The organism is Pseudomonas sp. 3MA1 (assembly GCF_029237275.1).
GTDB lineage: Bacteria > Pseudomonadota > Gammaproteobacteria > Pseudomonadales > Pseudomonadaceae > Aquipseudomonas > Aquipseudomonas fluorescens_AP.
Genome location: NZ_JAACFX010000008.1, coordinates 58923 through 77659 on the forward strand (window position 1 = coordinate 58923; position 18737 = coordinate 77659).

Annotated in this window: 20 protein-coding genes; 9 read left to right on the top strand and 11 right to left on the bottom strand. The window is 60.6% G+C overall.

Annotation, left to right across the window (positions count from 1 at the left end; all coding sequences use genetic code 11):
- Positions 1-85 precede the first annotated feature (85 nt).
- The gene (murJ, locus tag GWQ44_RS20975) at positions 86-1624 is read right to left on the bottom strand and encodes a murein biosynthesis integral membrane protein MurJ (RefSeq protein WP_047306169.1); all 1539 of its coding nucleotides are present in this window, start codon (positions 1622-1624) and stop codon (positions 86-88) included.
- Between the two features lie 251 nt (positions 1625-1875).
- On the opposite strand from murJ, the gene rpsT reads away from it, so the two are divergent.
- On the top strand, positions 1876-2154 hold the full coding sequence (gene rpsT, locus GWQ44_RS20980) for a 30S ribosomal protein S20 (RefSeq protein ID WP_016967023.1): 279 nt from the start codon (positions 1876-1878) through the stop codon (positions 2152-2154).
- A 109-nt stretch (positions 2155-2263) separates the two neighbouring features.
- Here rpsT and GWQ44_RS20985 read toward each other — a convergent pair whose 3' ends face one another.
- From GWQ44_RS20985 to rplU, 5 genes are all read right to left on the bottom strand, one after another.
- Positions 2264-2725, bottom strand: coding sequence for a CreA family protein (locus GWQ44_RS20985; RefSeq protein WP_016967024.1), 462 nt, complete (start codon positions 2723-2725; stop codon positions 2264-2266).
- A 19-nt stretch (positions 2726-2744) separates the two neighbouring features.
- Positions 2745-3863, bottom strand: a complete 1119-nt coding sequence (gene proB / locus GWQ44_RS20990) for a glutamate 5-kinase (RefSeq protein WP_016967025.1) — start codon at positions 3861-3863, stop codon at positions 2745-2747.
- A 185-nt stretch (positions 3864-4048) separates the two neighbouring features.
- Positions 4049-5272, bottom strand: coding sequence for an Obg family GTPase CgtA (gene cgtA / locus GWQ44_RS20995; protein ID WP_016967026.1), 1224 nt, complete (start codon positions 5270-5272; stop codon positions 4049-4051).
- Positions 5273-5466: 194 nt separating this feature from the next.
- Positions 5467-5724, bottom strand: coding sequence for a 50S ribosomal protein L27 (rpmA, locus tag GWQ44_RS21000; protein ID WP_003228360.1), 258 nt, complete (start codon positions 5722-5724; stop codon positions 5467-5469).
- 35 nt (positions 5725-5759) lie between these two features.
- Positions 5760-6071 (bottom strand): 50S ribosomal protein L21, encoded by a 312-nt coding sequence (gene rplU / locus GWQ44_RS21005; RefSeq protein WP_003228361.1) that lies wholly within the window; start codon positions 6069-6071, stop codon positions 5760-5762.
- Between the two features lie 263 nt (positions 6072-6334).
- On the opposite strand from rplU, the gene GWQ44_RS21010 reads away from it, so the two are divergent.
- The 3 genes from GWQ44_RS21010 (at position 6335) to GWQ44_RS21020 (ending at position 8242) form a co-directional block, all read left to right on the top strand.
- On the top strand, positions 6335-7303 hold the full coding sequence (locus tag GWQ44_RS21010) for a polyprenyl synthetase family protein (RefSeq protein ID WP_016967027.1): 969 nt from the start codon (positions 6335-6337) through the stop codon (positions 7301-7303).
- Positions 7304-7426: 123 nt separating this feature from the next.
- On the top strand, positions 7427-7768 hold the full coding sequence (locus GWQ44_RS21015) for a zinc ribbon domain-containing protein YjdM (RefSeq protein ID WP_016967028.1): 342 nt from the start codon (positions 7427-7429) through the stop codon (positions 7766-7768).
- A gap of 204 nt (positions 7769-7972) precedes the next feature.
- Entirely contained in the window at positions 7973-8242 is a 270-nt protein-coding gene (locus GWQ44_RS21020) for a hypothetical protein (protein WP_016967029.1), read from the top strand.
- Positions 8243-8332: 90 nt separating this feature from the next.
- On the opposite strand, the gene GWQ44_RS21025 is transcribed toward GWQ44_RS21020, so the two are convergent.
- From GWQ44_RS21025 to GWQ44_RS21035, 3 genes are all read right to left on the bottom strand, one after another.
- Positions 8333-8950 (bottom strand): FKBP-type peptidyl-prolyl cis-trans isomerase, encoded by a 618-nt coding sequence (locus GWQ44_RS21025; protein ID WP_275928207.1) that lies wholly within the window; start codon positions 8948-8950, stop codon positions 8333-8335.
- Between the two features lie 127 nt (positions 8951-9077).
- Positions 9078-9383, bottom strand: a complete 306-nt coding sequence (locus GWQ44_RS21030) for a DUF6482 family protein (RefSeq protein WP_016967031.1) — start codon at positions 9381-9383, stop codon at positions 9078-9080.
- A 134-nt stretch (positions 9384-9517) separates the two neighbouring features.
- A complete protein-coding gene (locus GWQ44_RS21035; RefSeq protein WP_015637095.1) occupies positions 9518-10006 on the bottom strand; it encodes a TIGR00645 family protein in 489 nt (162 codons plus the stop codon).
- Between the two features lie 162 nt (positions 10007-10168).
- Here GWQ44_RS21035 and GWQ44_RS21040 point away from each other — a divergent pair, with 162 nt between their 5' ends.
- On the top strand, positions 10169-12001 hold the full coding sequence (locus GWQ44_RS21040; protein ID WP_047306170.1) for a hypothetical protein: 1833 nt from the start codon (positions 10169-10171) through the stop codon (positions 11999-12001).
- 21 nt (positions 12002-12022) lie between these two features.
- Here the strand turns inward: GWQ44_RS21040 and GWQ44_RS21045 are convergent, their stop codons facing one another.
- Positions 12023-12346 carry a hypothetical protein gene (locus GWQ44_RS21045; RefSeq protein ID WP_016967033.1) on the bottom strand — a complete coding sequence of 108 codons (324 nt, stop codon included), beginning with the start codon at positions 12344-12346 and terminating at the stop codon, positions 12023-12025.
- A gap of 213 nt (positions 12347-12559) precedes the next feature.
- Positions 12560-14998, bottom strand: a complete 2439-nt coding sequence (locus tag GWQ44_RS21050) for an AAA family ATPase (RefSeq protein ID WP_047306171.1) — start codon at positions 14996-14998, stop codon at positions 12560-12562.
- A gap of 276 nt (positions 14999-15274) precedes the next feature.
- Here GWQ44_RS21050 and GWQ44_RS21055 point away from each other — a divergent pair, with 276 nt between their 5' ends.
- The 4 genes from GWQ44_RS21055 to GWQ44_RS21070 all read left to right on the top strand — a co-directional run bounded on the left by GWQ44_RS21055 (position 15275) and on the right by GWQ44_RS21070 (position 18731).
- On the top strand, positions 15275-15763 hold the full coding sequence (locus tag GWQ44_RS21055; RefSeq protein ID WP_016967017.1) for a DUF3015 domain-containing protein: 489 nt from the start codon (positions 15275-15277) through the stop codon (positions 15761-15763).
- A gap of 92 nt (positions 15764-15855) precedes the next feature.
- The gene (locus GWQ44_RS21060) at positions 15856-17709 is read left to right on the top strand and encodes a DUF4105 domain-containing protein (protein WP_275928208.1); all 1854 of its coding nucleotides are present in this window, start codon (positions 15856-15858) and stop codon (positions 17707-17709) included.
- Between the two features lie 99 nt (positions 17710-17808).
- Complete coding sequence (locus GWQ44_RS21065) at positions 17809-18165, top strand: hypothetical protein (RefSeq protein ID WP_047306173.1); 357 nt, start codon at positions 17809-17811, stop codon at positions 18163-18165.
- Positions 18166-18236: 71 nt separating this feature from the next.
- Positions 18237-18731, top strand: a complete 495-nt coding sequence (locus GWQ44_RS21070; protein WP_275928209.1) for a GreA/GreB family elongation factor — start codon at positions 18237-18239, stop codon at positions 18729-18731.
- Positions 18732-18737: the final 6 nt, after the last annotated feature.

The window sequence follows — 18737 nt, forward strand, 5'->3', positions numbered from 1 at the left end:
GCGGCCGACGACAGGCAGCACCTTACGCCAATGTGGTTGAACCGACAAAACCGATGCCCGCCCCGCCCTGAAGACTAAACAGTCATCAGTTCAAGGCCTTGCGATTGAAGTCCCGCAAACGGAAGCCCAATAGGGCCAACATGCCGAAATACGCCACCACCCCAGCCACCACCAGCACGCCCAGGCGCAGAAAACGCTGGAGCATGTGGCCTTGATCCCAGGCTGGCATGACATGCATCAGACCCAGCAATACCGCAGACATGACCGCCACGGCCAGCAGCAACTTCAAGGTAAACCGCCCCCAGCCCGGCTGCGGCTGGAACATCTGCTGCTTGCGCAGCTGATAAAACAAAAGGCCCGCATTGATACAGGCTCCGGCACTGATGGCCAGGGCCAGGCCGGCATGCTTCAAGGGACCGATAAACGCCAGGTTGAGCAACTGGGTCACGATCAGGGTGAAAATGGCGATTTTCACCGGCGTGCGGATGTTCTGCTGCGCATAGAAGCCCGGCGCCAGCACCTTGATCACGATGATCCCCAGCAAACCCACGGCATAAGCCACCAGCGCACGCTGGGTCATGGAGGCATCAAAGGCGCTGAACTCGCCATACTGGAACAGCGAGACGGTCAGCGGCTCGGCGAGTATGCCCAGGGCCAGGGAGCACGGCAGCACCAGGATGAAACACAGGCGCAGCCCCCAATCGAGAATCCGCGAGTACTCATGACGATCCTGGCTGGCGTAGGTCTTGGCCAGGGTCGGCAGCAGAATGGTCCCCAGAGCGACACCCAGCACGCCGGACGGCAGCTCCATGAGCCGGTCGGCGTAATACATCCAGGACACGGAGCCGGCCACCAGAAACGAGGCAAAGATGGTGTTGATGATCAGCGAGATCTGGCTGACGGACACCCCGAGAATCGCCGGCAGCATCTGCTTCATCACTCGCCAGACACCGGTGTCCCGCAGATTCAGGCGCGGCAGCACCAGCATGCCGATCTTCTTCAGATGCGGCAGCTGGTAGAGCAACTGCGCCAGGCCACCGGCCAGAACCGCCCAACCCAACGCCATCACGGGGGGATCGAAATACGGCGTGAGGAACAGCGCGAAGATAATCATGCTGACGTTGAGCAGGGTCGGCACGAAAGCCGGCACCGAGAAGCGATTCCAGGTATTGAGAATCGCCCCGGCCAGAGAGGACAGCGAAATCAGCAATATATAAGGAAAGGTCACCCGCAACAGATCGGAGGTCAGGGCGAATTTTTCCGGCGAGTCGACAAAACCCGGCGCCGTGGCCCAGATCACCCACGGCGCGGCAATGATGCCCAGGGCCGTGACCAGCGCCAGGACCAGAGTCAGCAAACCCGAGACATAGGCAATAAAGGTGCGGGTCGCTTCCTCTCCCTGCTGGCTCTTGTACTCCGCGAGGATCGGCACAAAGGCCTGGGAGAAGGCGCCCTCGGCAAAGATCCGCCGCAGCAGGTTGGGCAGTTTGAAGGCGATGAAGAAAGCATCCGTCGCCATCCCGGCGCCGAACGTGCGCGCGATGATGGTGTCGCGGACAAATCCAAGCACCCGGGAAAGCATCGTGATAGAGCTGACCGCGGCCAGTGACTTGAGCAGGTTCATGAAAAGGTTGTTTGCCTGTAGATAAACAGCAGGCGAAAAGACGCCTACTTATGCGATACTCCGCGCCGCAACAGCACAGAGCCAAAGCTCGCGAGTTTACAGGTCAAGCGCCGGAAATAAATATCCCGCCTCTTCAGATCGACCACTCAGCGGAACGTATCACCCGCCCTTGACAAGACTTCAACTCATCGGCATGATTCGCGGCCTATTTTGTTTGCTATTTCCCAAAAAGTCTTTCGAGGAGCTCGACGGTGGCCAACACACCTTCCGCCAAAAAACGTGCAAAACAGGCTGAGAAGCGTCGCAGCCACAACGCCAGCCTGCGTTCCATGGTTCGTACCTACATCAAGAACGTAGTTAAGGCCATCGACGCCAAAGACGCCGCTAAAGCGCAAGCTGCTTATGTTCTGGCCGTGCCAGTTATCGACCGCATGGCCGATAAAGGCATCATCCACAAGAACAAAGCTGCTCGCCATAAAGGTCGTCTGAATGGCCACATCAAGGCGCTGAACCTTGCTGCTGCAGCCTAAGCGACACGCTTGTTAAAAAACCGACCCAAGGGTCGGTTTTTTATTGCCTGCCATTTAACAGCTCAACCAGCCAGCTCCTCCCGGAGCCGGCTCGCCAAGATTCAACATTTCACTGATGCGGCCAAGGCAGAATAGGAATCGCTGTCACCGCATTCTGCGGACTCCCCTCGATCACCCGATCGCTGTAGACCAGATACACCAGGGTATTGCGCTTCTTATCAAGGAAACGCACCACCTGCATGGTCTTGAACACCAGCGAAGTGCGCTCCTTGAACACCTCCTCACCGTCCTTGAGCTCGCCCTTGAACGCGATCGGCCCCACCTGGCGACAAGCGATCGACGCCTCGGCGCGATCCTCCGCCAGACCCAGGCCACCCTTGAGACCACCGGTCTTGGCTCGCGACAGATAGCACGTCACACCGTCCACCTTGGGATCATCGAAGGCCTCGACCACGATGCGATCGTTCGGCCCGACAAACTTGAACACCGTGGATACCTGACCAATTTCCTCGGCCGACACCATGAACGGCATCGCCAAGAGCAAGCCCAACAGTCCTTTTGCTACGCGCATTCGCTTTTCCTCAAATCGCTTACACCAGAATCAGGTTATCGCGGTGAACCAGTTCCGGCTCAGCCATGTAGCCCAGGACCCCCACAATGGCATCAGAGGGCTGACCGATAATCTTCTGCGCCTCAAGCGCACTGTAGTTGGCCAGGCCTCGGGCGATCTCGCGACCATCGGGCGCCACGCAAACCACCATTTCGCCACGCCGGAAACCGCCCTGGACCTGCTTGACCCCCACCGGCAACAAACTCTTGTTGCCCTGGGAAAGCGCCGCCACCGCCCCCTCATCCAGCACCAGAGTGCCACGGGTCTGCAGATGCCCGGCCAGCCACTGCTTGCGAGCCGCCAGCATGCCGCGCTCCGGCGACAACAAGGTGCCAATGCGCTCGCCAGCCTTGAGGCGATCCAGCACCCGCTCCAGACGTCCACCGACAATGATGGTGTGCGCGCCGGAGCGCGCCGCCAGCCGCGCCGCCCGCAGCTTGGTCTGCATGCCACCGCGCCCCAAGGCGCCACCAGTACCGCCAGCCACGGCATCCAGCGCCGGATCATCGGCACGCGCCTCGTAAATCAACTGAGCATCGGGATTGCTGCGCGGATCAGCATCGAACATGCCATCGCGATCCGTGAGGATCACCAGCAGATCGGCCTCCACCAGGTTGGCAACCAGAGCCGCCAGGGTGTCGTTGTCGCCAAAGCGGATTTCATCAGTGACCACAGTGTCGTTTTCATTGATCACCGGAATCACCTTGAGCTCCACCAACGCCCGCAGGGTACTGCGCGCATTGAGGTAACGCTTGCGGTCCGACAGGTCGTCATGGGTCAGCAGAATCTGCGCGGTATGCCGGCCATGCTCGGCAAAACTCGACTCCCAAGCCTGCACCAACCCCATCTGGCCGATGGCGGCGGCTGCCTGCAGCTCATGCATCGCACTCGGTCGTGCGGTCCAGCCCAAGCGGCTCATCCCGGCCGCCACTGCGCCCGAGGAAACCAATACCAATTCGACGCCAGCCTCATGCAAGGCCACCATCTGCTCGACCCATACACCCATTGCAGCGCGATCCAGCCCCTTGCCGTCCGCCGTCAGCAGCGCGCTACCGATCTTCACGACCCAGCGTTGCGCACCCGTCACCTTGCTCCGCATCTTATTCAACCTTTGCCAGCGAGCAGCGCGACCGAGCGCCACTCATGGGGTTATTCGTATTTACGCCTTGCAGATACCAAAACGCCGCTCGAATGAGCGGCGCCTTGAGAGCTGGCCGGCAGCGATGATAACACCGCGCCAGGCCAGATAAACCGTCTTCGCGGGGCCAGCCCGCCACGACAGGATCAGTCGCGGACGTAGATGATTTCCGGACCATCCTCGTCATCCACATCCTCTTCATCCCAATCATCGTCACCGATGTCATGGACACTCTTGACGCCACTGCGACGCAGAGCACGCTGATCATCCAGCGCCTGCAACTGGGCGCGCGCCTCATCCTCGATGCGCTGATCCAGCTCGGCCAGCTCGTCGGCGTAGGCCGGATCGGCCGCCAGACGATCGGCGCGATCTTCCAGGTAACGCATGATGTCGCGACTCAGGCGCTCAGTACCATCCTTGGAGATAGCCGAAATCACATACACCGGACCAGTCCACTGCAGGCGATCAACGATCTCCTTGACGCGCTCCTCGCGCTCCTCTTCAAGGATCTGGTCGCTCTTGTTCAGCACCAGCCAGCGCTCACGCTCAGCCAGGGACGGACTGAACTTGACCAATTCGTTGACAATCACCTCAGCCGCATCCGCCGGACTGCTTTCATCCAGCGGAGCCATGTCCACCAGATGCAGCAGAATGCGTGTACGCGCCAAGTGCTTGAGGAAGCGAATCCCCAGGCCAGCACCATCGGAAGCCCCTTCGATCAGCCCCGGGATATCGGCAATGACGAAGCTCTTCCAGCGATCGACGCTGACCACACCCAGGTTCGGCACCAGAGTGGTGAACGGGTAATCGGCAACCTTCGGCTTGGCCGCGGAAACCGAGCGAATAAAGGTACTTTTGCCAGCATTCGGCAAGCCCAGCAGACCGACGTCCGCCAGCACTTTCAGCTCCAGCTTGAGATCGCGCTGCTCACCCGGCTTGCCCGGAGTGGTCTGGCGCGGCGCACGGTTGGTACTGGACTTGAACCGGGTGTTACCCAGACCGTGCCAGCCGCCCTGCACTACCATCAGGCGCTGGCCGGCCTTGGTCAGGTCACCAATGACCTCCTGGGTGCCCGCATCGATGATGGTGGTGCCGACCGGAACCCGCAGCTCCAGATCTTCGCCCTTCTTGCCGGTGCAGTCGGTGCTGCCACCATTGGAGCCACGCTCGGCATCGAAATGCCGGGTGTAACGGTAGTCCACCAGCGTATTGAGGTTTTCGTCGGCGACCATATAGATCGAGCCGCCGTCACCACCATCACCACCATTGGGACCACCGTTCTCGATGAATTTTTCCCGACGGAAACTCATGCAGCCATTGCCGCCGTCGCCAGCTTTTACTCGGATCGAAACTTCATCAACAAACTTCATGATCAAACGCCTCTCGCCGCACGGGCGAGCTGAAGAAACCAAGACATAAGACTCTTGCAAAAATGAGCGCAGCGACCTCAATCAACGACCGAAACATCCAACGCTGCCAGCTCGTACAAACAGTTTTGCAAGAGACTCATCCCACAAACGAAAAAGCCCCGTCGCGAGACAGGGCTTTTCCAGCGATCGCGCAATTAAGCGGCGACAACGCTCACGTAACGACGACCGAAGGCGCCTTTTACTTCAAACTTGATCACGCCTTCGATTTTCGCGAACAGGGTGTGATCTTTACCCATGCCAACGCCGTAGCCAGCGTGGAATTGGGTGCCGCGCTGACGCACGATGATGTTGCCGGCCTTGATGACCTGGCCGCCATACATCTTCACGCCAAGGCGTTTGGCTTCTGAGTCGCGACCGTTACGGGTACTACCACCAGCTTTTTTGTGTGCCATGAGTTCAATTCTCCTAGTGAGGAATTAGGCTGAAATTAAGCCTGAATACCGGTGATTTTGATCTCGGTGAACCACTGGCGGTGGCCCATACGCTTCATGTGGTGCTTACGGCGACGGAACTTGATGATGCGGACTTTATCGTGACGACCTTGGGAGATCACTTCAGCCTTGACGGTTGCGCCAGCAACAACAGGTGCGCCGATGTTCACGTCGTCGCCGTTGGCGACCAACAGAACGCGGTCAAAAGTCACGGATTCGCCAGTGGCGACTTCCAGTTTTTCGATCTTCAGGTATTCACCTTCAGCGACCTTGTATTGCTTACCGCCGGTAACGATTACTGCGTACATGGTATTTCTCCGATAATCCTGCTCACCCAGCTCTTTATAAGAAGAGGTATTGGCTGGCATGGCTGCATGGGGCTGGAACGGCCCAAGTGCAATTGCGTAAGGCAGGTGCTGCCCAGGAAGTTCAGGGTGCGCGATTGTACGCAAGGCACAATAGCGATGCAAGTGCCGTTCAGACTGCGCGAGGCACCGCCGGGAGCGCGCCTTGACACCTGCGGACGCGGGTCCTAGCATGCCGCGCAACCCTTCTGGAGCACCTGTCGCTGATGCAACCCCAAGCTTTCTACCGCGCGGTGGCGGACGATTTTAGCGCCGTCGACGGCATCATCAAGAAACAGTTGACTTCCCGAGTACCGCTGGTTTCGAAAATCGGCGACTACATCACTTCGGCCGGAGGCAAGCGCCTGCGCCCGCTGTTGGTGTTGCTATGTGGCAAGGCCCTGGGCCGCGAAGGCGATGACCTGCGCCTGCTGGCCGCCACCATCGAGTTCCTGCACACCGCCACCCTGCTGCACGACGACGTGGTCGACATGTCCGGCATGCGCCGTGGCCGCTCCACCGCCAACGCCATGTGGGGCAATGCGCCCAGCGTCCTGGTGGGCGATTTCCTGTACTCCCGTTCCTTCGAGATGATGGTTGAGCTGGGCTCGATGCCGGTCATGCGCATTCTGTCCCAGGCCACGCGGATCATCGCCGAAGGCGAAGTGCTGCAACTGTCCAAGGTGCGTGACGCCAGCACCACCGAAGAAACCTATATGGAAGTCATCCGCGGCAAGACCGCGATGCTCTTCGAAGCCTCGACCCACAGTGCCGCCGCCCTAGCCGGCGCGACGCCGGAACAGGCCGAAGCCCTGCGCACCTTTGGCGATCATCTGGGCGTGGCCTTCCAACTGGTGGACGACCTGCTGGACTACCGTGGCGATGCCGAAACCCTGGGCAAGAACGTCGGTGACGACCTGGCGGAGGGCAAACCGACCCTGCCGCTGATCTACACCATGCGTGAAGGCACCCCGGAACAGGCAGCCCTGGTGCGCCAGGCGATCCAGAAAGGCGGTATCGAGGATCTGGAAAGCATCCGTGCCGCGGTTGAGGCCTCGGGCTCCCTGGACTACACCGCGCAATTGGCCCGCGACTACGTGGCTCGCGCCATTACCTGCCTGGAAGCCCTGCCACCCAGCGAATATCGCGACGCCCTGGTGGAATTGAGCGAATTCGCCGTCGCCCGCACCCACTAAACAGCCCCCCGGTTCCTGCTGTCCGCAGGAGCCGGCACGCTATCGAAGCGCCTCACAACCCCCTCCCCGACAAAACCCTATACAATGTGCGCTTTTTAGCCATCCTGACTTTGAGGAGCTTAAGTGAGCACTTTGCCACCCTGCCCAAAATGCAATTCCGAATACACCTACGAGGACGGCACCCAGCTGATCTGCCCCGAGTGCGCCCACGAGTGGTCTGCCAGCGGCGAAGCCGAAGCCGCCTCCGATGAAGCCGTGAAGAAAGATTCGGTGGGCAACGTGCTGCAAGACGGCGACACCATCACCGTGATCAAGGACCTCAAGGTCAAGGGCACCTCCCTGGTGGTCAAGGTCGGCACCAAGGTCAAGAACATCCGCCTGTGCGATGGCGACCACGACATCGACTGCAAGATCGACGGCATTGGCCCGATGAAGCTCAAATCCGAGTTCGTCCGCAAGGTCTGACGCCTGCACCCTCTCGCGCCTGCCGCGAGAGGGTATCCCGCCTACACCCCCGCCATGCTTGACCCACCCACCTGCTAGCGAAAAGCCAGCCGATTTGATCGCAAACAATTTCCACACAGAAAAAAGCACAAACCGCCAATAGGTACTTGCTATTCATTGAATAAGAATTATTCTCATTGAACCCCATTCAAGGAGATGACACCCATGACTTATTTGATTGATGCCTGGCTGGACCGCCCACACCCCTACCTGCGAATCCTGCATCGGGAAACCGGGGAAGTCTGTGCAGTGCTGGAAGAAGAAGCCCTGAGCGAGCTGCAGGACCAGGGGGATCTGGACCTGAACGGTTTGAGCTCCAGCGAGCCGCTGGTACTCAAGGAATTGGTGCGCAACCTGTTTTTGTTCTGCTACGCCAGAGCCTTGCGGCCAACCGGCGCCGATGGCCAGAGCCTGGGCGCAAAAATCCGTCTATGAAACCAAAGCCGATAAAGGGGCAAGCTTGCCGACGATGAACAGACTGCGCGTGCGCGGCCGTCATCGCCAGCAAGCTGGCTCCTACACGGGTTACAGAACGTCCAGCAGCTCGACGTCGAACACCAGAACGCTGTGCGGCGGGATGCTGCCCACGCCTTGTGCACCGTAAGCCAGTTCGCTCGGCACGTACAGACGCCATTTGCTACCGGCGTTCATCAGTTGCAGCGCTTCGGTCCAGCCGGCGATCACGCCACCAACCGGGAATTCGGCAGGCTGGCCGCGCTCGTAGGAGCTGTCGAACACGGTGCCGTCGATCAGGGTGCCGTGATAGTGGGTACGCACGCTGTCTTCACGGGATGGCTTGGCGCCGTCGCCCTGGGTCAGCACTTCAAATTGCAGGCCGGAAGCCAGGGTGGTGATGCCTTCACGCTTGGCGTTTTCCGCCAGGAAAGCCAGGCCGGCACCGGCAGCGGCTTCAGCCTTGGCAGCTGCTTCAGCCTGCATGACTTCACGAATCACCTTGAAGCTGGCGGACATTTCTTCCTGACCCACACGGCTTGACTTACCGGCGAAAGCGTCGGTCAGGCCCGCCAGGATCGCGTCCAGGCTCACACCCGGTGGCGGGTTGTCACGCAGCTGGTCGCCCAACTGACGGCCAATACCGTAGCTGACGCGGGTTTCGTCGGTGGACAGATTTACTTCGGACATGACACTGCTCCGCTGTGCGGACGGCTCAGGAACAGCCACAGACACACCGGGCCTCCCGGAGCGCCCGGAATCAAAAGGGCGAGCAGACTAGCACAGAAGTCCGGCGATAATCAGCGCCACCCCAGCACTACCAACTGGAACGCATGGTGATCGGCACCTTCAGGCTTTCTTCGGCGCTGGCGGACAAACCGCACATCTCATCGTGCACCGACGTGTGAATCAGGTGGAAAGGCAACTTGGGAAAGGACTGCAATACCTCACGGGCATGCTCCACCGAACGCAGATGAAACATCTGCCCCTGAGCATCGCTCAATGGATAAGCCGCTCCGTGCATGCGCGCCTCAAGTAGATAGATCCCGCCTTCCAGGGAGATCAGGTTCAATTCGTCGACTTTTCCGGCGATGGCGTAGGCATTCATTTCCTGCAGGTTCATGAGCGTACCTCGTGTATTAGAAACCCTCGACGCCTACATGGATATTCCTCGGCCAGGAAAAGCACAAGCCACAAACAACACCGCCCGTCCGTTTCGCAACGCACGGGCGGGCGGCATTCATCCAGCAGGTGCAATCAATGCTTGGTCAGCTTGTCCAGGTAACCCATGGCAAACGCCGAGATCACGAAGGTCATGTGAATCACCACGTACCACAGCAGGTACTCGGTCGGGGTGTTCTTGGCGTCCATGAACACCCGCAACAGGTGAATCGAGGAGATCGCCACGATGGACGCCGCCACCTTCATCTTCAGCGACGACGAATCCATCTTGCCCAGCCAGCTGAGCTTTTCCTTGTCTTCATCGATGTCCAGCTGCGAGACGAAGTTCTCATAGCCGGAGATCATCACCATCACCAGCAGACCGCCCACCAGCGCCATGTCGATCAACGACAGCAGGACCAGGATCAGATCCGACTCCGCCATGGAAAACACATTGGGAATGACGTGAAAGACTTCCTGGAAGAACTTCAATGCCAACGCCAGCAGGCCCAGTGACAAACCGAAGTAGATCGGCGCCAGCAGCCAGCGTGAGGCATACATTGCATTTTCGATAAAACGTTCCATTGAATCTCGCACCCGGAGTAAAAAACGGCGGCGAGTATATCAGCGCTCCAAATGCCCATAAACCACAGACAATCGCTGTTTCTACGGGTTTTTCCGCAGGTTTTTTCTGCTAGTGTCGAACCGTTCCTCCCCCTCACCGACATTGGACAGGAAGACCGGAAAATGGATTTGCGATTGCCTTTGACAAGCATCGGCCTTGGCCTGGTTCTGCTGATCAGCGGCGGCTGTTCACCCAGCGACGAAAACAAGCAGGCCAGCCTCGAAGAGAGAACCAGGCAGTTCGAAGCCTCCCTGGACACTATCAAGGACCCCAAGCTCAAAGAGGCCATCAGCGATCTCGGGGGCTCGCTGCTGCTGTTGGAGCGCGCGCAAGGCAAGCTTGCCAGCAAGCCGATCGACACCGAGTACGGCGAGGACAGCCTGGCCCTGCTCAAGCATTACCCCACGCCACAAGCCTTGGTGGATACCTACGTCAATGGCCTGTTCGTGTTGCGCAAACCTTCCAGCTCGGACTACCTGACCGATCTGCAACCGGTGTTTCCCTTCAGCTTCGACATGTCCGCGCAGTTCCCCTTTCCCCACGGCCTGGAGTGGCAGTCGGTCACCCTGAGCAACAAGAAAGTCATCCCCTTCCAACCTGAATGGTCGGAGACCGACCCGGGGATTCAACTGAGTCCCTCAAGCTCCAACCTCACCAACCCGGATGACCTGACGGTGACCTACCCCTTTATCGAGGGCCTGGAAGTCGACAACAAGAACCAGCCGCAGCCCGTCTCCCTGCGGGGCAAGCTTGAAGTGATCGCCCCCAGTCGCGTGCTCACCTTCGAGCTGACCAAGGCCGATGTCGGCAAGCCACGCCAGGACGGCAACATCCGCCTGACCCTGTTGTCGCTGGAGAAAAACGTCGCCGAAATCGAACTGAACAACAGCACCCCGCTCCCCGAAGAGGCCAACGACACGTCGCTCAACCCGCTGTTGGCGCAAGCCCGGGACAGCACCGGCCAGATCCTGTCCCGCTCCGGTTCGATCAACGAAAGCGCGGCACAAATTGCCTTCTACCAACAGCAACTGGCCGAGATGCAGAAGCAGAAAAGCTGGAGTGACGACTTCGAGAAGCAACTGGAGAACGAGCAAAAGGCCTTCGAGCAAAAACACACCAATCATTACGCCAAGGTGTATTTCAACGGTGTGGTGGACAAGCTCGAAGTGGCCGTACTCGACTTCGCTCAGGCCAGCGTCACACGCAAGGACCTGGACCTGCCGGTGCATCGTTTCGACCGCAGCACCACCGACAAGAACGTCCAGCCGCTGCCCATGCCGGTGGTGGTCTACGACGATCAGGCGGCCAACTACCTCAAGGGCGCTCAGCTGGATGAGGAAACACTGAAGAAATCCGTGACAATCAGCCAATCGGTGGAAGATGCCAGCGCCATGCGCATCGAGTTCAGCCATCCACGGACCTTCAATGACGAACTGCTGGGCTCGGAGTTCAGCGCCGGCGACACCCCCTTGACCTTCTTCACCCAGAACGACAAGGGCCAACGGGGCGAACCGATCGAGCTGCCGGACGAAGCCTTCGAGATCGACCCGCTGCGCGGCGTCATCACCTACGATCTCAACCTGTTTCCGGAAACCCCGGCTTACGCCGTGGGCTCCATTCCACTGTTCCTGGCCAGCATCAAGAAGGACAGCATCAGCACCCGGCAACTGCCCAAAGGACTCGAACTCAGGGGCAACGCGCTGATCGTCGACCAGAAACTCTTTCCCGCGGACGCCTGGCGCTTTTATGCCAAGGACGACAGCGGCCAGTACCTGAAGGAGATTCTCGCGACCAGCCATACCGCGTCGGCCGATGGTCCGGCACTGTTCGACGTGCACTACTTCTATGGCCAGCCCAGCCAATTGGAAAGCTACACCCGCAGCGACCTCGAAACCGTGGAATACGGCTTCGAGGTCAAGCTTGAGAAAAGCGAATCGACGCCGCCGGCGTCATGAGCACCAGGGCTTGGGCTGGAACTAGAAGTCGCCGGCGCCGCGTACCCGTTCGCCATTGATCTGACGCAGCTGGGCCTGCAGGTGCAGGCACCAGATCTGCGGATCGTCGGCCAGTTGATAGCCGTGGGTGGTCAGGCTTTCAACGATCGAATCGAGGATCGATTCGGCGACCACGGGGCCACAGAACGGTCCCTGGGACTTGATCGCTGAGGGTTGTTCACCGGCCATTCCGGCGGCGAAGAGAAGAGTCCACATACCGTTGTCCCCCGCCAGTGGGCGAACACTGCATTCGATACGGGTAACCAGGCCAAGGCATTGGCGGGTGAGGCAAAGGTTGCGCGACATGGCGGCGACCCTCGGTAGAACCACTGTTCAGTCTTCAATTGAGGACTGTTTCGATCCAGCGACGACTGTCGTTCTCCTTGCCCTGAGAATAGAAGAAAAGCCTGATAAACAAAGTTGAGCGATCCAACAGGCGCCGAATGGTCTATTTTGTCAAATTGACGTCAGACTCCCGACGCCGACAGCGAGGGACACCGCCCTCGCCATCGACAGCCATCACGCGGGCTTGGTTTCGCTCAGCGCCTCTTGCGCCAACTCCTTTTCCGCCTCCTTGAGATCCTCTTCACTGATCATCTCGGCGATGACCCGCAGACGCTCCACCACCCGCGCATTGACGCTGCCTTCGGGGAACTGACCTTCGGCGTCCGGCTCACCGGCCGGCTCCCCCACCAGCAGGCTCAGGGCCTCGTCGGCCTGACGCACCGCGTAGACGTGGAACTGCCCGGCACGCACCGCCTGCAGCACTTTCTCGTCGAGCATCAGGGTGGCCACGTTGGCCTGGGGAATGATCGCTCCCTGCTCCCCCGTCAGACCGCGAGCCTCGCACAGGCGGAAGAAGCCTTCGATCTTCTCGTTGACCCCACCCACTGCCTGCACTTCGCCGAACTGGTTGATCGAACCGGTGATGGCGAAACACTGCTTGAGCGGAGTTTTCGACAGCGCCGAAATCAACGTGCAGGCCTCGCCCAGGGAAGCACTGTCGCCGTCCACATAGCCGTAGGACTGCTCCAGGGCAATGCTCGCGGAAATCGCCAGAGGGAACTCCTGGGCATAACGACTGCCCAGGTAACCGGTCAGGATCATCACCCCCTTGGAGTGGATCGGCTGGCCAAGATTGACCTCACGCTCGATGTCGACAATGCCGCTGCCACCGGGATACACCGTGGCGGAAATCCGCGCCGGCACACCGAACGCCGAGTCCCCGACTTCCAGCACCGTCAGGCCGTTGCACTTGCCCACGGCCGCGCCGTCGGTGTCGATCAGGATGATCCCGGCCAGCATGTCGTCGAGAATCCGCGCCGACACCCGACCGGTACGCGTGGCCTTGGCCTTCAACGCCCGTTCGATGTGCCCGGCGTCGGTCATCTCGTCCGAGGCCAGGTGACGGATGAAGTCGGCCTCGCTGACCAGCTGGAACAGATCGCCAATCCGCGCCGAGAGGCGCCCCTGGTGTTCCGCCAGACGCGCACTGTAGGTGGCCAGACGCGCCACGGCATCGGCCGTCAGCGGCGCCATGCCCTCTTCCGAGGTACGGGTTTTGAGCAGTTGGGCGAATTGCTCCAGGCTCTCGTCCACCATCGGAATGTCTTCGTCGAAATCCACCAGCACCCGGAACATCTCCTGGAAGTCCGGGTCCAGGTCCTGCAGCGTGTAATACAGCTGGCGGGCACCGATGATGATGACCTTGACCTGCAACGGGATCATCTGCGGCGTCAGGGTCACGGTGGCCAGGCGCCCCATCTCGCCCAGCGGCGATTCCATCTTCAGCTTGCGCGACTGCAAGGCACGCTTGAGGGCGTCCCAGACAAAGGGCTCGCTGAGCATCTTTTCGGCCTCCAGGATCAGGAAGCCGCCATTGGCCCGATGCAAGGCACCGGGACGCAGTTGCCGGTAGGTGGTGTAGAGCGCGCCCTGGTCGGTGCTGTACTCGATCCGGCCAAACAGATTGTCGTAGGTCGGATGCGGCTCGAACACCACCGGCGCGCCGCCACTGGCCGGGTGACCCACCACCAGGCTCGGGCAGTACTGCTCTTCCAGCAGCTTGCGCGCCACCGCGTCGGTCTTGCTGTCGTCCACCAACTGCTCGACCACGGTCTTCAGCAGATAGACCTGCATGGCCTGCAGGTATCCACAGACCGCGGCGTTTTCCGCGTACTTCTCGGACAGCGGCGCGAGCAAGGGCTGCAAGGCCAGGGTGATGGTTTCTTCGTTGAGCTGGCGCAACTGGTTGCTCGACTCGCGCTTCCATTGCGGCAGGCTCGCCAGTTCTTCGTTGAGGCGTTCTTCCAGGGCGGAAATGTCCTCGTGGAAGCGCTCGCGATCGGCCTCCGGCAACTGAGCGAACTCGGCTTCGTCCAGGGCCTTGCCATCGAACATCGGGGTAAAGGCGATGTTGCTGCTGTCGCGGTACAGCGCCACGTCCTTTTCCAGGGCCAGACGCTCGATCACATCCAGGGCGCGGTCATAACGCTGGTTGAAGGCGCGGTCGATGGCGCTCTTCTTCTGCTGATAGGACGGATGCTCGAAAACCGCCGGGAAGGTCGCCAGCAGGTTGTCGATCAGGCCGTTGATGTCGCTGATGAAGCTGCCGGCGGCACCGGCAGGCAACTCCAGCGCCCTAGGCTCCCTGGGCTCATCGAAATTGTTGACGTAGACCCAGTCGGACGGGGTCTGCAAGCGTTTGCCTTCGGCTTTCAGGTAGCGTTTGACGAAGGAGAAGCGGCCGGTGCCCGGCTCGCCCATGACAAACACGTTGTAACCGGGGCGCGGCATGGCCACGCCAAACTGCAAGGCTTCGACCGCACGTTCCTGGCCAAGCACACCGCGAAAGGGCTCCAAATCATTGGTGGTCGAGAAGCTGAACTGTTCAGCAGAGAAAGGGCGGGTCAGCGCTTCAGGCGCGAGACGCAGGCTGGCAGCAACAGGATCAGGCATCGGGCTTCCTTACATCAGGCGGGGCAGATGGCGGCATTCTGGCGCCGGGTATGCCCGGCTGGCAAGGCGCGCCTCAGGGGAAAGCATAGACAAGCCGGATACGGCCACCCCCGGCAAATAAAACCAGCTGTTTCAGGCACTGTTTGTAAAAAATCACGGAACCCAGGGAACCTGCCTAAACTCCAAACTGCGCGGCTGGATAGATAACCGGCCCACTGGTGCCCCCACGGGCCAGTCTCCCCCGTCCATTGGTATGCACACAAAGAGAACAACGCTATGAAACGGATTCTTCTCGGTACTCTTTTCACCGCTGTATCCCTCAACGCCATGGCTCAAGCGCCCGGCGGCCCGGATTGCGGCTGGGGCAACATGCTGTTCCAAGGCCAGCGTGGCACTCCGGCGCACTTCCTGGCCTCCACCACCAACGGCACCTCCGGCAACGCCACCTTTGGCATGACCTCCGGCACCAACGGTTGCTCCACCAACGCATCGCTGACCTACGGCGGCAAGTCCTGGTTCGCCATGAACGGCATGATGAACGAGCTCTCCGAAGACATGGCCAAGGGGCAAGGCGAAGCCCTGACCACCTATGCCGTGGTACTCGGCGTAGCCCCTGAAGACCGTGCGCACTTTGCCGCGGTGACCCACGAACACTTCCAACAGATCTTCAGCAAGGCTGACGTGACCGCGGAAGATGTGCACACCAATACCCTGGCCGTGTTGAAGAACGATGCGCGCCTGGCGAAATACGCCACTCCCGCTTAAGCTCGACCCGCCCGCTTCCTCCGGGGAGCGGGTTTTGTTTTCCGGACCTTGCCCATCTTGGGTCTTTGTATTTCCGACTTAAGTTGCCCACCATGCTCAAACGCCTTGCCTACCTGGCGCTCTGTGTCTGCGCCCCGCTGTATGCCGCGCCCCAGATCGACCCTCAACGTTTGCAGCAACTGGCCCACGACCCCTTCTGGATTTCCATCGGCCATTACGAAACCGCCAAGCTCGGCGGCTGGCGCAGCTACGTCAGCGACCCGAAGTTCTTCCTGGCGACCGACGGCGCCCACCACCCCGATGCCGAGCTGGCCGCTACCCTGAAAGCCCTCTACGCCCCGGCCGACGCGGGTGACCGGCATGCCCAGTGCGTCTACCCATCCCGCACCCGCTGGCTCAAGGCCCAACTGGGCCTGAACGATTTGCCGCGAGTGGAGTGCGCCGAATTCAACCAGTGGTTCAAGGATGTCTCGCCCCACAGCACGGTGATGATCTTTCCCGCCGCGTACTTGAACAGCCCGTCGTCGATGTTCGGCCACACCCTGCTGCGCATCGACCAGGCCGACGTGCAGAGCAACCACACCGCCCTGCTCAGCTACGCGATCAACTTCGGCGCTTACATCGAAGGGTCCGACAACAGCATTCTGTACGCCTGGAAAGGCCTGATGGGCGGCTATCCGGGGCTGTTCGCCCTGGTGCCCTACCAGGAAAAGCTCTCGGAATACCGCAGCCTGGAAAACCGCGACCTGTGGGAATACCGGCTGAACCTGACACAAGCCGAAACCGAACGCATGGTGGAGCACGTCTGGGAACTCAAGCAGATCAAGTTCGACTACTTCTTCTTCGACGAGAACTGCTCCTACCGCCTGCTGGAACTGCTGCAGGTGGCTCGCCCCAGCCTGCGCCTGACCGGCCAGTTCCCCCTGACCGCCATTCCCACCGACACGGTCAAGGCAGTCAAGGACGCCGGCCTGGTGGAACGGATCGACTATCGCCCGTCCCGGGAGCGGGAGCTGCTCAGCCGCGCCCAGCCCCTGAGCCACGAGGAACAGCAGTGGGTCCTCAAGGTCAGCGCCGATCAGAAACAATTGCAGACAGGCCCATTCAAGGCCCTGCCCCGGGATCGCCAGGCCTTGATCGTCGATGCCGCCTACCGCCTTGAACGCTACCGGGCCAACGGCCTGGAGCGCAATGCCGAGCGTTCTCAGCGCAGCTTCGAGCTGCTGCGGGCGATCAACCAGAACCCGGCGCCAGAGCTGCAAATAAAGCGGCCCGGCCTGCCGGAAGACGGCCACCAGTCCCGCACCTGGCAACTGGGGGTCGGCACCCGGGACGACAAGGCCTTTGCCGAGTACGGCCTGCGCATGGCCTATCACGACCTGAACGACAACGCCGAAGGCTTTCCCCTGGGGGCACAGATCGAAATCCTGCAGATGAAACTGCGCCAGTACGAAGGCAACCACTGGCAGCTGCAACAGCTGGACCTGGCCACCATCCGCTCCCTCACCCCACGCAACGAGCTGCTGCAACCCTGGTCCTGGCAGGTCACCGGTGGCCTGGAACGGGTGCCGGGCAAGCACGACGACGAAACCCTGGTCAGCCATGTCAACGGTGGTGCCGGTGGCACCTGGCAGCTGGGCGAAGACACGCTGGGTTTTGCCCTGGGCACCGTGCGGGTCGAGCACAACGCCGATTTCGCCGGTTTCATCGCCCCGGCGGCAGGCTTCAACTCCGGGCTGCTGTGGAAGAACCCGCTGGGCAACTTCAGCCTTGAAGCCAAGGGCGACTACTTCACCAATGGCGAAGTGCGCCGCAGCCTGAGCCTCAACCAGCAATGGGAACTGTCGCGCAACCTGGGCCTGCGTTTGAGCGCGCAACGGCAGTTCAGCCAGTTGGCGACCCCGGTCAACGAAGTGCTGCTCGAACTCAAGTGGTATCACTATTAAGCGCAGCCGCAAGCTTCGAGCTGTTAGCGACAAGGTTTTCACGCCTCGCCGACAATCGCCCTTCTAGACTTCACTCAGGTGAAGCCCGGGAGTATCTGGATGTGGCGTTATGCTGGGGCGGTGCTGGCACTGGCCCTGATCGGTGGTTGTGAGTCGAACCACGAGTATTTGCTCAAGCAAGGCTATCCGCCGGCCTTTGTCGACGGCTTCGACGCGGGCTGCGTCAGTGGACGCCAGGCGGCGGGGTCGATACGCGGGGAGTTCCGCAAGGACGTGCCGCGCTACCTCAAGGACCCGCAATACGCCGCAGGCTGGGACGACGGTTTCCGCCAATGCCAGGCGATGCTGGAGAATCAGGACCGCAACGACTATCGAACGCGGCACTGGGACGAGCGGGAACGGGCCTGGCAACAGGAAAAGGACCGCGACGCGGCCCGGGCCTATCGCTCGCAATAGGTCGCTTTCAGGCAACTGCCCGGTTCAAAAGCCTGCGACCATGGTCCAGCCCTCCACTCCAGGAGCACATCATGAGCCGCGCTTTCGTCAATGAAGATCAGGCCGCAGCCCAGGCCGAGCAACCGGTGGAACGCCAGATCAGCGACCAGCCCAACTACGTCACGCCCCAGGGCTTTGCCGAACTGCAGGCTAAAGTCGCCCTGCTGCACAGCCAGCACAGTGAGCAGCATGATCAGGGGGACGACGCGGATCAGCAGCGGCTGGCCGAGCTGGAGCGCGACCTGCGTTATTTCACCCAGCGCCTGCACAGCGCCCAGGTGGTCACGGCGGCCACTTCGACCGACAAGGTACAGATCGGCAGCCGCGTGACCTTCGCCGATGAACAGGATCATCAGCAAAGCGTGCAACTGGTCGGGGAGGAACAAGCCGATGCGGCTCGGGGTCTGATCAACTGGGCCTCGCCCCTGGGTCGTGCCCTGTTGGGAGCACAACCCGGTGACGAGGTTCTGTGGCAACGGCCGGCGGGCAATCAGCTGATCGAAATCATCCGCATCGAACCGGCCTGAAACGCC

What these genes read in the sequence shown, in the direction of transcription:
- GWQ44_RS21050 (WP_047306171.1), bottom strand. Translation starts at nt 14,998, where the DNA reads ATGCCTGATCCTGTTGCTGCCAGCCTGCGTCTCGCGCCTGAAGCGCTG.
- GWQ44_RS21040 (WP_047306170.1), top strand. Translation starts at nt 10,169, where the DNA reads ATGGATTTGCGATTGCCTTTGACAAGCATCGGCCTTGGCCTGGTTCTG.
- GWQ44_RS21010 (WP_016967027.1), top strand. Translation starts at nt 6,335, where the DNA reads ATGCAACCCCAAGCTTTCTACCGCGCGGTGGCGGACGATTTTAGCGCC.
- GWQ44_RS21030 (WP_016967031.1), bottom strand. Translation starts at nt 9,383, where the DNA reads ATGAACCTGCAGGAAATGAATGCCTACGCCATCGCCGGAAAAGTCGAC.
- GWQ44_RS21025 (WP_275928207.1), bottom strand. Translation starts at nt 8,950, where the DNA reads ATGTCCGAAGTAAATCTGTCCACCGACGAAACCCGCGTCAGCTACGGT.
- GWQ44_RS20985 (WP_016967024.1), bottom strand. Translation starts at nt 2,725, where the DNA reads ATGCGCGTAGCAAAAGGACTGTTGGGCTTGCTCTTGGCGATGCCGTTC.
- rplU (WP_003228361.1), bottom strand. Translation starts at nt 6,071, where the DNA reads ATGTACGCAGTAATCGTTACCGGCGGTAAGCAATACAAGGTCGCTGAA.
- proB (WP_016967025.1), bottom strand. Translation starts at nt 3,863, where the DNA reads ATGCGGAGCAAGGTGACGGGTGCGCAACGCTGGGTCGTGAAGATCGGT.
- GWQ44_RS21055 (WP_016967017.1), top strand. Translation starts at nt 15,275, where the DNA reads ATGAAACGGATTCTTCTCGGTACTCTTTTCACCGCTGTATCCCTCAAC.
- GWQ44_RS21070 (WP_275928209.1), top strand. Translation starts at nt 18,237, where the DNA reads ATGAGCCGCGCTTTCGTCAATGAAGATCAGGCCGCAGCCCAGGCCGAG.
- rpmA (WP_003228360.1), bottom strand. Translation starts at nt 5,724, where the DNA reads ATGGCACACAAAAAAGCTGGTGGTAGTACCCGTAACGGTCGCGACTCA.
- murJ (WP_047306169.1), bottom strand. Translation starts at nt 1,624, where the DNA reads ATGAACCTGCTCAAGTCACTGGCCGCGGTCAGCTCTATCACGATGCTT.
- cgtA (WP_016967026.1), bottom strand. Translation starts at nt 5,272, where the DNA reads ATGAAGTTTGTTGATGAAGTTTCGATCCGAGTAAAAGCTGGCGACGGC.
- GWQ44_RS21035 (WP_015637095.1), bottom strand. Translation starts at nt 10,006, where the DNA reads ATGGAACGTTTTATCGAAAATGCAATGTATGCCTCACGCTGGCTGCTG.
- GWQ44_RS21045 (WP_016967033.1), bottom strand. Translation starts at nt 12,346, where the DNA reads ATGTCGCGCAACCTTTGCCTCACCCGCCAATGCCTTGGCCTGGTTACC.
- GWQ44_RS21065 (WP_047306173.1), top strand. Translation starts at nt 17,809, where the DNA reads ATGTGGCGTTATGCTGGGGCGGTGCTGGCACTGGCCCTGATCGGTGGT.
- GWQ44_RS21020 (WP_016967029.1), top strand. Translation starts at nt 7,973, where the DNA reads ATGACTTATTTGATTGATGCCTGGCTGGACCGCCCACACCCCTACCTG.
- GWQ44_RS21060 (WP_275928208.1), top strand. Translation starts at nt 15,856, where the DNA reads ATGCTCAAACGCCTTGCCTACCTGGCGCTCTGTGTCTGCGCCCCGCTG.